The following is a 13,778-nucleotide window of genomic DNA, read 5'->3' as shown; positions in this document are numbered from 1 at the left end:
GGCGAATTCCTCTCCGGCGCCTGCGAGGTGAGCTGTCGGGTGCGAGCTGGAGATGCCCGGCCGCGTCGGGACGCGGCTAAACCCCAAGCCTGTTCCGGAGACCGGAACAGGCGGTACTGCCTGTGGGTCCCCCGCTCCTGCCGTCACGGGTGAGTGTGTGCGGAATCCGTTCGGCGGCAGGATTGGGCGTCCGACCGGATCGGTGGCGAACGTAAACGAGCAAGACGCAAAGGGACAAGTGAGCGGTTCCCCGGGAATGCGTTCCCCTTGATCCCTTATGGGAATTACCGGTCACCCTGCGTGAATCGAATGCCCACCACCCACGCAAATCCCCTTGAGGGCCCTGAGAATTACGTGAACATGACGTGCGACACACCGTCACGGATATGACGCTCCTCACGTCAGCAATTCCCAGGACCCCGCACTCCAGAAGGAGTTGGAAGGAATCCAGCAATTCGGACAGAAGCCCTAGATGCGGCGCAGCCGGAAAACTGCCGCATCGAGGTCACCTCGCAGACCGGTGCGAAGTCCGTGATGCAGCAATACGGCCCCTCGGTGAACTTCGCCCGTTTCGAGGCATTCGTACGACGCCGTCGGGTCGAGTCCGCGCAGCCGCAGTGCCGGTACGGGTTCCCCGTAGTGCTGGGCCTGAAGCCAGGCGAGTACGACCGCCTCCTCACCGAGGACGTACTGCACCGCGCTCAGCCCGCCCCGCGGAGGACGCAGCCGGTACAGGTCGCCCCGCTGGACCACGGGCCGGATCTCCTTGTAGAGGTCCACCCAGCGGCGGGCCTCGGCGAGCTCCTCCTCGGTCCACTCCGCGAGGTCGCCCCCGACCCCGAGCACCCCGGCCATGGAGCTGACGAACCGGAACCGCAGCGAGCTCACCCGGTCGTTGAGCTGGGTGTTGGGGCTGTCGGTGACCCAGGCGGCCATCACGCGCGCGGGGTGGATCTGGCTGAAGCCGTGCTGGATGGCGAGACGGTCGAGCGGGTCGGTGTTGTCCGAGGTCCACACCTGGTCGGTCCGGCTGAGCACCCCGAGGTCGATCCGGCCGCCGCCGCCCGAGCAGGACTCGAAGGCGACTCCGGGGTGGGCCGCGCGAAGCCGGTCCAGCAGGGCGTAGAAGCCGTGCACGTGGTCCACCCACAGGCGCTGCGGGTAGGGGTCGCCGGGCCAGCCGGCGTCGGTGAAGCAGCGGTTGAAGTCCCACTTGACGTAGTCGATCGGGGCGCTCGACAGCAGGGCGTCGAGCTGTTCCCAGAGGTACTCCCGGACGTCCTCACGCGCGAGGTTCAGTACGAGCTGATTGCGGAACTCCGTCCGCTTTCGTCCCTCTTGGTACTGCACCCAGTCCGGGTGGGCGCGATACAGCTCGCTGTCCGGGTTGACCATCTCCGGCTCGACCCAGATGCCGAACTGCATGCCGAGCGCGTGCACGTAGTCGCCGAGCGGCTTGAGGCCGGAAGGGAAACGGTCGGGGTTCGGGCTCCAGTCGCCGAGCCCGGCGCGGTCGCTGGTGCGGGTGCCGAACCAGCCGTCGTCGACCACGAACAGCTCCACACCGGCCTCGGCGGCCCGGTGGGCCAGGGTCCGCTGCTGCTCCTCGGAGATGTCGAAGTTGGTGGCCTCCCAGGAGTTGAACAGCACCGGCCGGTCCTGATCGGCGTCCGGGATGACGTAGGCCCGCTGGTAGGCGTGCCAGGCACGGCTCGCGCCGCCGAAACCGCCGTCGCTCCAGAGTCCGGCGAAGACGGGCGTGGTGAAGGACTCGCCCCCGGCCAGGCTGAGCAGGCCGGACTCGTCATAGCCGGCACCGCCGGTGATCTGCACGCGCGCGTCGGGAAGTTGGGCGACGGCGATCCGCCAGGACCCCGACCAGCCGAGAGCGGCCCCGTAGACCTCGCCGCGCTCCTCGGTGGCGTCGGTGTCGAGCGCGACCCAGGGCAGGTGCTGGTGCCCGGTGTGGCCGCGGCGGCTGCCGATGACCTTCTCGCCGTAGGTGAGCGGGGTCTGGGTGAGCAGGGACTCGGCGGCCCAGCGGCCGTGCAGCTGGGAGAGCCGCCAGCCGTCCTCGCGGTCGGGCAGGGTCCAGGTCGCGGAGTCGGCGCGCAGCAGCTCCACGGGGTCCGGGCCCTGGTTGTCCAGGGTCACCCAGCGCTCCAGGACGTCGTGGCGCATCCGGTAGTGCAGGGTGATGGCCAGGCCGCCGTCGCGGAACCGCAGCCGCAGTTCGTCGCCCTCGGTGTCGTAGGACTCGAAGGTCCACTCGGTGCCGCGGCGCTCTTCGGTGCGCACGGACAGGGCGGGGCGGGTGAAGCGGGGGCCGCCCTCGACCGGGTACTCCTCGCGCCCGTCGAGCCGGGACTCGAAGGGCCAGTACTCCGGCAGCGGGCGCACCGCGAGCGCCTCGGCGTCCGCGAGGGCGATCCGGGGCCCCCAGTGCAGATGCAGCAGCTCGTCCTCGGGGGTGAGGTGCAGGGCGTAACTGCTGGCCGGCCCGGACAGAATCCACGTACGGCCGTTCTCGGCGATCTCCAGCATGGTGGTGCCCCTCACAGATTCGAACAGGTGCCAACAGGTGCGCTCAGGCAGCAACATCATCAATGGCCAGGGGCCCCTGCTGCAACGCCTGTGGACGACCGATTGCCAGGCCTGTGGACAACTCATTGCCCCAGGAAGCCATGTCGTATGGTCGAGAGCGTGCCCGTCGACGAGCAGCGCCGACGGTGCCCGGCTGGGAGGAGCCCCCGTGACGCAGCAGATCCCGTCGACCGAACCCGAGCTCGCCGGAGTCCGCAACTTCCGTGATGTGGGCGGACTGCGGACGACGGACGGACGGCGGGTGCGGTACGGGGTGCTGTTCCGCAGTGGCCACCTCGCGCACGCGACCGAGGACGACGCCGCCTTCCTGTCTTCGCTCGGCCTGCACACGATCTTCGACTTCCGCAACGCGGCGGACCAGAAGCTGGAGGGCCCCGACGTCGAGCTGCCGGGCGTCACCAATGTGAACCTGCCGCTGAGCGACCCGGCGGAAGGCACCTGGTTCTGGAAGATGGTCCGGGACGGTGACATCGAGCAGCTGCGGGAGCTGCTGGGCGACGGCAAGGCCGCGGCGCGGATGACCAACTCCTACCGCACGATGATCAAGGAGCGCACCGCCGAGCACTCCCAGGTGGTGCGTTCCCTCGCCGAGGACAGCGTCCCGGCCCTCATGCACTGCGCGGCCGGCAAGGACCGCGCGGGCCTTGCCGTGGCGGTGACTCTGCTCGCCGTGGGCGTGGAGCGCGAGGCGATCGTGGCCGACTACCTGGAGTCGAACGCCAAGCACCGCCGCTACAAGGTCCGCCGCACCAGCACCTCCGCCGACGCGTACTCCCCCGAGGTCATGGAGCTGCTCAGCCCGTTGTTCGACGCGCGCGCCGAGTATCTGGAGGCGGCCTTCGAGACCATCGAGGAGACCTGGGGCGGCGTCGACACCTATCTGGAGGAAGGTCTCGGCCTCACCCCCGAGATCCGCGAGCGGCTGCGGGAGCGCCTGCTCGACTGAGCCGTACGGCCTTCACTGTCCGGCGCCCACCTCGAAGAGCAGGTAGAGGAAGGCCGCGAAGACGTGTCCGGCCGCCAGGTAGATGAGAAGGCGTACCCACAGGGCGCGGGGAAACTTCTCCTCCATGTCGCTCATGGTGTCTCTCCAGGGGTGGGGCCCAGGCACAGGGCGGCCGTGGGACTCTGCAACAGGGTGTGGACGAACAGGAGCTCGACTCCGTCGGGATCCTGGGCGGCGATGCGGTGCGGGGTCAGCGAGTCGAAGTGCGCGCTGTCGCCGGGACCGAGTCCGTGCGTGGTGTCGCCGAGGCGCAGGCGCAGCCGTCCGCGCAGGACGTACAGCCATTCCTCGCCCGGGTGCACCCGCACGATGTCGCCCTGGGAGCCGTGCGGCACGCGCACCCGCAGGGCCTGCATGCCGCGGCCGGGCGCCCCGGCCTGGAAGTAGGTCCAGCCGCCGGCCGCGGTGGGTTCCATGTCGGCGGCGCGCACCACGGAGTCCCGGTCGACGACCGTCTCGCCGAGGAGTTCCGAGACCGTCGTACCGTAGATACGGGCGAGCGCGAGCAGCATCGGCAGCGAGGGCTGGCGCTGCCCGGTCTCCAGCCGGGAGAGGTGGGCGGCCGACAGCCCCGCGGCGGCGGCCGCGGCCTCCAGGGTGAGGGAGGCGCGGCGGCGCAGCGCGCGAAGCTGAGGAGCCACCGAGGGCAGCTCCGTGAAGGCTTCCGGGGAGCTCATGCCTCCATTCAGCCGCAGCTTTGCCTCTGCGGCAAATTTCTTGCCTCAGAGGCAAAGGCACACCGGCCGACGTCAGCGGGCGGCCACGCCGGCGATGGGCCGCAGCCCGCTCCGGCGTCAGCGGTTGGCCACCGCCTGCTTCACCAGCGTCCTGCCGAAGTCCCACATCAGCCCGCTGCCGCTGTGTGCGTCGTCCATGACGTCGGTGAAGGCGTCGACGAACCGGTCCACTTCCTTCTCGCCGACGACGAGCGGCGGGATCAGCTTGATGACCTCCAGGTGGTCGCCGGAGACCTGGGTGAGGATCCGGTGCCGCTGGAGCAGCGGTACGACGACCATCTGCGCGAACAGGCCCTTGCGCGCGGCCTGGAGCATGGTCCAGCGGCCGCGCAGCTTGAGCGACCTGGGCTTGCCGAACTCGATGCCGATCATCAGGCCCCGGCCGCGGACGTCGGCGAGCAGCTCGTACTTGTCGACGAGGGCAGCCAGCCGGGACTTCAGCAGTTCGCCCGTCGCGCGGGCGTTCGCGACGATCTGCTCGTTCTCCATGACCGACAGGACCGCGAGCCCCGCCGCCATGGCCTGTGCGTTGGACCCGAAGCTCGCCGAGTGCACCAGCACCCGGTCCATGGACGAGTAGACCTTCTTGAAGATCCAGTCCTTGCCGAGCGTGGCCCCGACCGGCACATAGCCGCCGGAGAGCGCCTTGGCCACGCAGACCAGGTCGGGCTCGACCCCGTCCTCGTGCTGGTAGGCGTAGAAGTCCCCGGTGCGCCCGAGCCCGGTCTGCACCTCGTCGGCGATGAGCAGCGCCTTGTGCCGGCGCAGCAGTTCCTGCGCGGACCGCAGATAGCCGGGCGGGGCCTCGTGCACCCCCTTGCCCTGGATCGGCTCCACGACCAGGGCGGCCACGTCGCCCTTCTTCAACTCCCGGGCCAGGGCGTCGAGATCACCGAGGGGCACGGCCGTGTCGGGCAGCAGGGGTGCGAAGCCGTCCCGGAAGCCGGACTCGCCGTTGACCGAGAGCGAGCCGGTGGTCAGCCCGTGGAAGGCGTGGTCGCAGTACAGGACCCGCGGTTTGCCGGTGGCGTACCGGGCGAACTTCAGCGCGGTCTCCACCGCCTCCGTTCCGCTGTTGCCGAAGAACACCCGGTCCAGGTGCGGGCTGTGGGCGAGGAGCTTCTCGGCCAGCAGTCCGGGCAGCGGCTGGCAGTCGAAGCGGGTGAGGTCGGCGAGCTGGGCGTCGAGGACGTCGTGCAGTGCCTTGCGGACGACTGGGTGGTGACGCCCCAGGCCCATCACCCCGAACCCGGCGAGCATGTCCAGGTAGTCGTTGCCGTCCGCGTCCCAGAAGTACGCGCCCTCGCCGCGCTCGTAGACCTTGTCGAAGCCGATGGTGTGCAGCATGCGCGGGAGCTGGTGGTTCAGGTACTTCCCGTGCAGCTCGTACCGCTCGGCTCCGCGCTCGGCCAGGAGTCTGCCGAGGTCGAACTCCGTGCTCATTCCTTCTCCTTGACGTCTGCCTGGTCCTTGACGGCGAGACTCGCACTGATCCGCCCCGCCACCTCGACCGGCGTCAGCCCAATGTCGGCGAGCACCTCGCCGCGTTTGGCGTGTGCGAGGAACTGCTCAGGGATCCCGAACCGCCGTACGGGCACGTCGACTTCGGCGTCCCCGAGGGCCAGCGCGACCGCGGCGCCCACCCCGGCGGCCCGGCTGTTGTCCTCGACGACGGCCACCAGCCGGTGCTCGGCGGCGAGGCCCGGCAGCGCGGGGTCGACGGGCTTGACCCACCGGGGGTCCACGACCGTGCAGTCGATGCCGCGCGCCTCCAGCAGCTCGGCCGCCTGGAGGCAGACGGGCGCCATGACACCGACGGCGACGAGAAGCACCTGGGGCCGTTCCCCGCGATGGAGCACGTCCATGCCGCCCACGTGGTCCACGGCCGGGACCGCGGGCCCCATCGACTCCTTCGGGAACCGCACCAGCGTCGGCGCGTCGTCCACGGCGACCGCTTCCCTGAGCTGCGCCCGCAGCTGGTCGGCGTCGCGGGGCGCGGCGATCCTGAGGCCGGGCACGACCTGGAGGATCGACATGTCCCACATGCCGTTGTGCGAGGCCCCGTCGACCCCCGTGACCCCGGCCCGGTCCAGGACGAACGTGACGCCGCAGCGGTGCAGGGCGACATCCATCAGGAGCTGGTCGAAGGCGCGGTTCAGGAAGGTCGCGTAGACGGCGACGACAGGGTGCAGCCCCCCGGTCGCGAGGCCGGCCGCGGAGACCGCCGCGTGCTGCTCGGCGATGCCGACGTCCCACACCCGGTCCGGGAACCGCGCGGCGAACTTCCCAAGCCCCACCGGGTGCAGCATGGCCGCCGTGATCGCCACGACGTCCTCGCGCTCCTCGCCGATCGCGACGATCTCGTCGCCGAACACCGAGGTCCAGGAAGGCCCGTTGGACGGCGCCAGCGGCTCACAGGTGAGCGGGTCCATCACCCCGACGGTGTGGAAGTGGTCCTCCTCGTGCGCGAGGGCAGGCTCGTAGCCCCGGCCCTTCTCGGTCAGACAGTGCACGAGCACCGGCCCGTGGAACCGTTTCGCCCGCCGGAGCGCCGACTCCACGGCCCCGATGTCGTGTCCGTCGATCGGGCCGACGTACTTCAGCCCGAGGTCCTCGAACATGCCCTGCGGGGCGAAGGCGTCCTTGAAGCCCTTCTTCGCCCCGTGCAGGGACTCGTAGATGGTGTTGCCCACCAGCGGGGTCTTCAGGAGTACGTCCTTGCCCCAGGCCAGCACCTTCTCGTAGCCGTCAGTGGTGCGCAGGGTGGCCAGGTGGTTGGCGAGGCCGCCGATGGTCGGCGAGTACGAGCGCTCGTTGTCGTTGACGACGATGATCAGCGGCCGGTCCTTGGCGGCCGCGATGTTGTTGAGCGCCTCCCAGGCCATGCCACCGGTGAGCGCGCCGTCACCGATGACCGCGACCACGTGTCCCTTGTCGCCCTGCACCTGGCGGGCCTTGGCGAGCCCGTCGGCCCAGCCGAGCGCGGTGGAGGCGTGGCTGTTCTCGACGATGTCGTGCTCGGACTCCTCCCGCGAGGGGTAGCCCGACAGGCCGCCCTTGCCGCGCAGCTTGGAGAAGTCCTGACGTCCCGTCAGGATCTTGTGCACATAGCTCTGATGGCCGGTGTCCCAGACGATGCGGTCGACCGGCGACTCGAAGACCCGGTGGAGCGCGATGGTCAGTTCCACCACCCCCAGGTTGGGCCCGAGGTGGCCGCCGGTCCTGGCGACCGCGTGCACCAGGAACTCCCTGATCTCTTCGGACAGTTCACCGAGATCCGATTCGGACAGCGCCTTCAGGTCGCGTGGTCCCCGGATGTTCTCCAGAATGGTCACGCTCGGGCCCCCTTCGGTCCGTGCTGCTCAACTCACGGTGACGGCCGGCTCCCCCGACGCGACGCCGTCCTTCTCCATCTGCTCGGCGATCTTCATCGCCTCCTCGATGAGGGTCTCCACGATCTTCGACTCGGGTACGGTCTTGACGACTTCCCCCTTCACGAAGATCTGCCCCTTGCCGTTGCCGGAGGCGACGCCGAGGTCGGCCTCCCGCGCCTCGCCGGGACCGTTGACCACACACCCCATCACCGCGACCCGCAGGGGCACTTCCATGCCCTCCAGACCCGCTGTGACCTCGTCGGCCAGCTTGTAGACGTCGACCTGCGCCCGCCCGCAGGACGGACACGACACGATCTCCAGGCGCCGCTGCCTGAGCCCCAGCGACTCCAGGATCTGGATGCCGACCTTGACCTCCTCGGCGGGCGGGGCGCTCAGGGACACCCGGATGGTGTCGCCGATGCCCCGGGACAGCAGCGCGCCGAAGGCCACGGCCGACTTGATCGTCCCCTGGAACGCGGGTCCGGCCTCCGTGACCCCCAGGTGGAGCGGGTAGTCGCACTGCTCGGCCAGCTGCTGGTACGCGCTCACCATCACCACGGGGTCGTTGTGCTTCACCGAGATCTTGATGTCCCGGAACCCGTGCTCCTCGAAGAGCGACGCCTCCCACAGCGCGCTCTCCACCAGCGCCTCCGGGGTCGCCTTGCCGTACTTCTGGAGCAGACGGCGGTCCAGGGACCCGGCGTTGACCCCGATCCGGATCGGCGTGCCGTGATCCTTCGCGGCCCGCGCGATCTCCTTCACCTTGTCGTCGAACTGCTTGATGTTGCCCGGATTGACGCGGACGGCCGCACAGCCCGCCTCGATCGCCGCGAACACGTACTTCGGCTGGAAGTGGATGTCCGCGATCACCGGGATCTGCGACTTGCGCGCGATGGTCGCCAGTGCGTCCGCGTCGTCCTGCGTGGGACAGGCGACACGGACGATCTGGCAGCCGGACGCGGTGAGTTCGGCGATCTGCTGAAGGGTGGCGCCGATGTCGGACGTACGGGTCGTCGTCATCGACTGCACCGACACCGGGGCACCGCCCCCGACCGCCACCGGCCCGACCATGATCTGCCGCGACACGCGCCGCTCGGCGATCGGCCGGACCGGTACCTCGGGGACGCCCAAGGGAATGGCGGTCATGGCACTACTCGCGGTTTCCGGAGACCGTCTCGCGCATGGCGCGCAGCGACTCCTTGAGCGAGCCCATGGTGGCGAGGACGGCGGTCGGCTCGTAACCGCAGTGCGCCATGCAGTTGGCGCAGCGCGGGTCCTTGCCGCGGCCGTACTTGTCCCAGTCGGTCTCCTCGATGAGTTCGCGGTACGTCGGCACGTACCCGTCGCTCATCAGGTAGCAGGGGCGCTGCCAGCCGAACAGGGAGTAGTTGGGGATCGCCCAGGCCGTGCACGGGAAGTCGACCTTGCCCTCCAGGAAGTCCAGGAAGAGCGGGGAGTGGTTGAGCCGCCACTTCTTGCGGTTGCCGCCCGCGAAGGCCTTCTTGAACAGCTCGCGGGTCTGCTCCACCCCCAGGAAGTGCTCCTGGTCGGGCGCCTTCTCGTAGGCGTAGGCGGGCGAGATCATCATCTCGTCGACCTTGAGGTCGTCGTTGAGGAAGTTGAGCACCTCGATGATGGTCTGCGGGGTGTCGGTGTTGAAGAAGGTCGAGTTGGTGGTGACCCGGAAGCCGCGCCGCTTGGCCTCCTTGATCGCCTCCACGGCCTCGTCGAACACGCCCTCCTTCGCCACGGACTCGTCGTGCCGCTCACGCAGCCCGTCGATGTGCACCGCGAAGGCGAAATAGGGGGAGGGCGTGAACTTGTCCATCTTCTTGCGCAGCAGCATGGCGTTGGTGCAGAGGAAGACGTACTTCTTCTTCGCCACCAACTGACGCACGATCTCGTCGATCTGAGGGTGCATCAGCGGCTCGCCGCCGGCGATGGACACCATCGGCGCACCGGACTCCAACACCGCCCCGACGGCCTGCGCGACCGGCATGCGCTGCTTGAGCACGCCCGCCGGATGCTGGATCTTGCCGCAGCCCTCACACTTCAGGTTGCATGCGAAGAGAGGTTCCAGCTCCACGATCAGCGGGAACTTGTCCCGCTTGCGGAGCTTCTGTTCGGCCAAGTATGTAGCGACCTTGATGGACTGACGCAGCGGCATGGCCATCTGGCTCACCTCCTGGGGAGCAGCAAGGAACGGTGCCATTCGTAGTAAGCGGGAAGGACGGAACGAAGGACGCGGAAGGCCGATATTCCACCGCGTACCGTGCCGATCCGGACGAGTTCATGTTGTGGAGCGTCCACGACCACCCGGACGGCCGCAACTGGGCGCTCGCCCGCGCGCACGGCGCTCAGGAGCGTGGCCGCGGACTCCATGTCGACCGCGATCGCGCCGGTCGCGAGCAGCTCCGACCTCTCGTGACCACGGACGACGTGATCGGAGCCGGTGAGGGGTCCGGTGTGCACGGTACGTCCCGGTACGGCCCGTACGAGCTCCTTGACGAGTAGGTCGGTCTGCACACAGGGAACGGTTCCGTCCGGATCCCGGGTCTCCTCGGCGACGACCAGGTCGCCGGGGTGCATCCCGGGGGCGAGGCCCGCGCAGAAGCCGGTGGCGAGGACGGCGGCCCCGTCGAGCGCGGGGTCCGCGAGGGCCTCGGTGACGGCCCGGTCGGCCGCCCTCGGCCCCATGCCGGTCCGGAGCACGGTGACCGGCCCGCCGGCCCCGTCGCGGTCGCCGGTGCGCAGGGCGAGGTGCTCGATGCCGAGGGCGCAGGCGATCAGCAGGGGGGCGGTGGCGGGCCCGGCGCTCATCAGAGCGCCTCGGTCCGGGAGAACGGTTCTCCATGGACGTAACGGCCCAGCGCGGTGAGCGGGAAGACCTGCCGGTAGAGGTGGTAGTTGATGGAGAAGTCCCAGGGGAACCCGGTGCCGGTGAAGTAGGGCTCGTCCCAGGAGCCGTCCTCACGCTGGGTGCTCGCGAGCCATTCGATGCCGCGCTCGACGGCCTTCGAGTCCCGCTCCCCCGCCGCGAGCAGCGCCATCAGCGCCCAGGCGGTCTGGGAGGCGGTGGAGGCACCCCGACCGCTCCACTCCTTGACGTACCGGTAGGAACGCAGGTCCTCGCCCCAGCCGCCGTCGTCGTTCTGCACCTTCTCCAGCCAGGCGACGGCCCTGCGGATCGCAGGATGCGCGGCGGGCAGTCCGGCGGCCGTGAGCGCGGGCACCACCGACCCCGTGCCGTAGATGTAGTTGACGCCCCAGCGCCCGAACCACGAGCCGTCCGCCTCCTGTTCGGCGAGCAGCCAGTCGATGCCGCGCCGGGTGCGCGGGTCGTGCGAGAGGCCCTCGACCGCCAGCATCTCCACGACGTGGGCGGTGACGTCGGCGGACGGCGGGTCGATGACCTCGCCGAAGTCGCAGAACGGCAGGCGGTTGGGGAACGGGCTGGTGTTGTCGACGTCGAAGGCGCCCCAGGCACCGTTCTTCGACTGCATCCCCAGGTTCCAGCGGACCCCGCGCCCGATGGCCCGCTCGACCCGCTCGGGGTCGTGATGCCGGACCCGGCGCAGCGCGAGGACCACTTCGGCGGTGTCGTCGATGTCAGGGTAGTTGTCGTTGTGGAACTCGAACGCCCATCCTCCCGGCGGGAGTTGGGGACGCTTGACGGCCCAGTCGCCGGGCCGGACGATCTCCTCGCCGAGCATCCAGTCGGCCGCCCTGACGAGCTGGGGGTGGTCGGCAGGCACTCCCGCGTCGACAAGGGCGATGGTGGCGAGGCAGGTGTCCCACACCGGGGACTGGCAGGCCTCGATCATCCGGGACCCGTCCTCGCGCCAGATGGCGAAGCGGTCCAGGGACTCCAACCCGGCCCGCATGACCGGGTGTTCGAGGTCGTAGCCGAGCAGGTGCAGGGCGATCACCGAGTACACGGCGGGCGGCTGGATACCGCCCCAGCAGCCGTCGTTCTCCTGGCGCTCGATGATCCAGCGGGCCGCGGAGTTCATGGCGGCTCTGCGGAGTCTGCGCGGGGCGACCTTGCGCAGCTGGTGCAGCGCCTTGTCGAGGCGCTGGAAGGCGCCGTCCCAACTCGCGACCGGTGCGAGCGGCTTGGCCGGGTTCGGGTCGGCCGGGTCGGCGTGCAGTTCGTCGAGCGGGAAGGGCGCGGGCCGCACCGGGCGCTTCGCGGAGACGATCGTCAGCGGGACGATGGTCTGGCGGGCCCAGCAGCCGAAGTCGTAGATGTTGAGGGGAACCCACTTGGGGAAGTAGATGAGCTCCGGCGGGAGTTCGGGCAGGTCCTCCCACTTCCACCAGCCGAACAGGGCGAGCCAGATCCGGGTGAACACCCGGGCGGAGGCGATACCGCCCCGCTCGCGGATCCAGGCGGAGGCCTTCGCCATGTGCGGGGCGTCCGGCGCGTCGCCGTCCATGCGGAGGGCGACGTACGCCTCGATGGTGGTGGAGAGTTCGCCGGGACCGCCGTAGAAGCTCGCCCAGGTGCCGTCCTCGCGCTGCTCGCCGCGGATGAACTGGGCGGCGGCGCGGGTGGTCGCCTGGTCGCGGATGCCGAGGAACTGACGGAGCAGCAGGTCCTCGGCGTCCATGGTGACGTTGGTCTCGAGGTCGCCCTTCCACCAGCCCTCGGCGTCCTGCCGGGCGAGCAGGTGGTCGGTGGCGCGCTGGACGGCGCGTACGGCGGCTTCTTGTACCCCGGCCGCCACGGGGGTGTGGAGACGGGTTTCGCTGGCCGCGGCAGCCCGGGGCGGCAGGGCCCCGGTGCTTCCGTCGGTCGTCGCTGTCATGGCTTCCCCTTCGTGCAGTGTGCAATGTGGTGCTCTGCTGTGGGTCCGCCGTCGGCCGGTGCCTTTCCTTTCCTCGCAGCACCGGCCGGCGACTACGCGAGGGTTATTCGGCCGATAATGATCATCTCTTTCGTACGACGACGAAGTCGGCCAGCGCCGTGAACTGCTCCCGCACCCGCTCGGGCATGTCGACGGCGTCGAGGGCTTCGATGGCGATGGTGTGCTGACGGCGGGCTTCCGCCGCCGTCCACTCGCGGCCGCCCGCCTCTTCGATGAGGGCGGCACGGGCCGCGAACTCCTCCTCGGAGAAGTTCTCGAAGTCGCTGCTCTTGGCGTCGGCGGCGAGGATCTCACCGAGCCGCTCGGAGGCGGCACCGCCCGCCGCGAGCGCGGCCACGACCGGCAGGGACTTCTTGCGCTGGCGCAGGTCGCTCCAGGTCTGCTTGCCGGTGGAGACCGGGTCGCCCCAGATGCCGAGGAGGTCGTCGACGGCCTGGAAGGCGAGGCCGAGGTGGTAGCCGTATTTCTCCAGGGCGTCGGCGGTGCGGTCGTCCGCGCCGCCGAGGACCGCACCGATGGAGCAGGCACAGGCGAGCAGGGCGCCGGTCTTGTTGCCCTCCATCTCCAGGCACTCCTCGACGCTGACGCGGTCGCGGTGCTCGTAGGAGATGTCCTGCGCCTGGCCGTCGATGAGGGCGCGGGTGGCGGTGGTGAGGCGGCGGGTGGCGCGGCCGGCCTCGACGGTGCCCAGTTCGAGGAGGATCTCGTTGGCGAGGGCGAACAGGGCGTCGCCGACCAGGATGGCCTGGGCGGGGCCGTGCACCTTCCACACGGTGTCGCGGTGGCGCCGCTGCTCGTCGCCGTCCATCAGGTCGTCGTGCAGCAGCGAGAAGTTGTGGACCAGTTCGACGGCGACCGCGCCGGGAACGCCGGTATCCGGCGCGGCGCCGGTGACCTCGGCCGAGAGCACCGCGAGGGCGGGGCGCACGGCCTTGCCGCCGTCGCCGTCCGCGGGGTTGCCCTGGGCGTCGATCCAGCCGAAGTGGTAGGCGGAAACGGTGTCCATGGGGGGCGCGAGGCGGTCGACGGCCGCCTTCAGCACCGGTGTGGCCAGGGTCCGGCCGCGCTCCAGGAGCGCGGTCACGTCCACCGCGGTCCTCCGAGCAGCCGTCTCGGCGGGGGGCACAGTGGGCACAGTCTCTCCTCTTGTTGCGGTGCCGGAGGTGCTGGGGCCTGTCGCGCCGTG

11 protein-coding genes and 1 riboswitch are annotated in these 13,778 nt (G+C 69.9%); of the genes, 1 reads left to right on the top strand and 10 read right to left on the bottom strand.

Annotated features, from left to right (window positions below; genetic code table 11):
- Window positions 1-4: 4 nt before the first annotated feature.
- A riboswitch (cyclic di-AMP (ydaO/yuaA leader) is annotated at window positions 5-166 on the bottom strand.
- A gap of 302 nt (window positions 167-468) precedes the next feature.
- Window positions 469-2,544: an alpha-galactosidase gene (locus IF54_RS0105940; RefSeq protein WP_030315230.1), complete on the bottom strand. Its 2,076-nt coding sequence runs from the start codon at window positions 2,542-2,544 to the stop codon at window positions 469-471.
- A 208-nt stretch (window positions 2,545-2,752) separates the two neighbouring features.
- On the opposite strand from IF54_RS0105940, the gene IF54_RS0105935 reads away from it, so the two are divergent.
- The gene (locus IF54_RS0105935) at window positions 2,753-3,550 is read left to right on the top strand and encodes a tyrosine-protein phosphatase (protein ID WP_030315228.1); all 798 of its coding nucleotides are present in this window, start codon (window positions 2,753-2,755) and stop codon (window positions 3,548-3,550) included.
- Window positions 3,551-3,562: 12 nt separating this feature from the next.
- On the opposite strand, the gene IF54_RS39435 is transcribed toward IF54_RS0105935, so the two are convergent.
- The 9 genes from IF54_RS39435 to IF54_RS0105890 all read right to left on the bottom strand — a co-directional run bounded on the left by IF54_RS39435 (window position 3,563) and on the right by IF54_RS0105890 (window position 13,718).
- Window positions 3,563-3,685 (bottom strand): DUF6126 family protein, encoded by a 123-nt coding sequence (locus tag IF54_RS39435; protein ID WP_020135411.1) that lies wholly within the window; start codon window positions 3,683-3,685, stop codon window positions 3,563-3,565.
- Window positions 3,682-4,287 (bottom strand): helix-turn-helix domain-containing protein, encoded by a 606-nt coding sequence (locus IF54_RS0105925; RefSeq protein ID WP_030315226.1) that lies wholly within the window; start codon window positions 4,285-4,287, stop codon window positions 3,682-3,684. The genes IF54_RS39435 and IF54_RS0105925 overlap by 4 nt, the downstream gene beginning before the upstream one ends.
- 117 nt (window positions 4,288-4,404) lie before the next feature.
- Window positions 4,405-5,790 (bottom strand): aspartate aminotransferase family protein, encoded by a 1,386-nt coding sequence (locus IF54_RS0105920; protein ID WP_030315225.1) that lies wholly within the window; start codon window positions 5,788-5,790, stop codon window positions 4,405-4,407.
- Window positions 5,787-7,682 (bottom strand): 1-deoxy-D-xylulose-5-phosphate synthase, encoded by a 1,896-nt coding sequence (gene dxs, locus IF54_RS0105915; protein ID WP_030315223.1) that lies wholly within the window; start codon window positions 7,680-7,682, stop codon window positions 5,787-5,789. Before dxs ends, IF54_RS0105920 begins: the two co-directional genes overlap by 4 nt.
- Window positions 7,683-7,709: 27 nt before the next feature.
- The gene (gene ispG / locus IF54_RS0105910; RefSeq protein ID WP_030315220.1) at window positions 7,710-8,867 is read right to left on the bottom strand and encodes a flavodoxin-dependent (E)-4-hydroxy-3-methylbut-2-enyl-diphosphate synthase; all 1,158 of its coding nucleotides are present in this window, start codon (window positions 8,865-8,867) and stop codon (window positions 7,710-7,712) included.
- 4 nt (window positions 8,868-8,871) lie between these two features.
- Window positions 8,872-9,894 (bottom strand): adenosyl-hopene transferase HpnH, encoded by a 1,023-nt coding sequence (gene hpnH, locus IF54_RS0105905; protein ID WP_020116602.1) that lies wholly within the window; start codon window positions 9,892-9,894, stop codon window positions 8,872-8,874.
- A 5-nt stretch (window positions 9,895-9,899) separates the two neighbouring features.
- On the bottom strand, window positions 9,900-10,541 hold the full coding sequence (locus IF54_RS0105900) for a hypothetical protein (protein WP_030315218.1): 642 nt from the start codon (window positions 10,539-10,541) through the stop codon (window positions 9,900-9,902).
- Window positions 10,541-12,532, bottom strand: coding sequence for a squalene--hopene cyclase (gene shc / locus IF54_RS0105895; protein WP_030315216.1), 1,992 nt, complete (start codon window positions 12,530-12,532; stop codon window positions 10,541-10,543). The genes IF54_RS0105900 and shc overlap by 1 nt, the downstream gene beginning before the upstream one ends.
- 121 nt (window positions 12,533-12,653) lie before the next feature.
- The gene (locus IF54_RS0105890) at window positions 12,654-13,718 is read right to left on the bottom strand and encodes a polyprenyl synthetase family protein (protein ID WP_030315215.1); all 1,065 of its coding nucleotides are present in this window, start codon (window positions 13,716-13,718) and stop codon (window positions 12,654-12,656) included.
- Window positions 13,719-13,778: the final 60 nt, after the last annotated feature.

Source organism: Streptomyces sp. NRRL B-3229 (genome assembly GCF_000719505.1).
GTDB classification, from domain to species: Bacteria; Actinomycetota; Actinomycetes; order Streptomycetales; family Streptomycetaceae; genus Streptomyces; species Streptomyces griseorubiginosus.
The sequence above is the reverse complement of the archived record's forward strand: the minus strand, read 5'-3'. Positions and strand labels throughout refer to the sequence as shown.

Excerpts from the sequence above, each read along its gene's own strand:
- IF54_RS39435 (WP_020135411.1), bottom strand. The coding sequence starts at position 3,685 with ATGAGCGACATGGAGGAGAAGTTTCCCCGCGCCCTGTGGGTACGCCTT.
- IF54_RS0105920 (WP_030315225.1), bottom strand. The coding sequence starts at position 5,790 with ATGAGCACGGAGTTCGACCTCGGCAGACTCCTGGCCGAGCGCGGAGCC.
- IF54_RS0105940 (WP_030315230.1), bottom strand. The coding sequence starts at position 2,544 with ATGCTGGAGATCGCCGAGAACGGCCGTACGTGGATTCTGTCCGGGCCG.
- IF54_RS0105900 (WP_030315218.1), bottom strand. The coding sequence starts at position 10,541 with ATGAGCGCCGGGCCCGCCACCGCCCCCCTGCTGATCGCCTGCGCCCTC.
- ispG (WP_030315220.1), bottom strand. The coding sequence starts at position 8,867 with ATGACCGCCATTCCCTTGGGCGTCCCCGAGGTACCGGTCCGGCCGATC.
- shc (WP_030315216.1), bottom strand. The coding sequence starts at position 12,532 with ATGACAGCGACGACCGACGGAAGCACCGGGGCCCTGCCGCCCCGGGCT.
- IF54_RS0105925 (WP_030315226.1), bottom strand. The coding sequence starts at position 4,287 with ATGAGCTCCCCGGAAGCCTTCACGGAGCTGCCCTCGGTGGCTCCTCAG.
- hpnH (WP_020116602.1), bottom strand. The coding sequence starts at position 9,894 with ATGGCCATGCCGCTGCGTCAGTCCATCAAGGTCGCTACATACTTGGCC.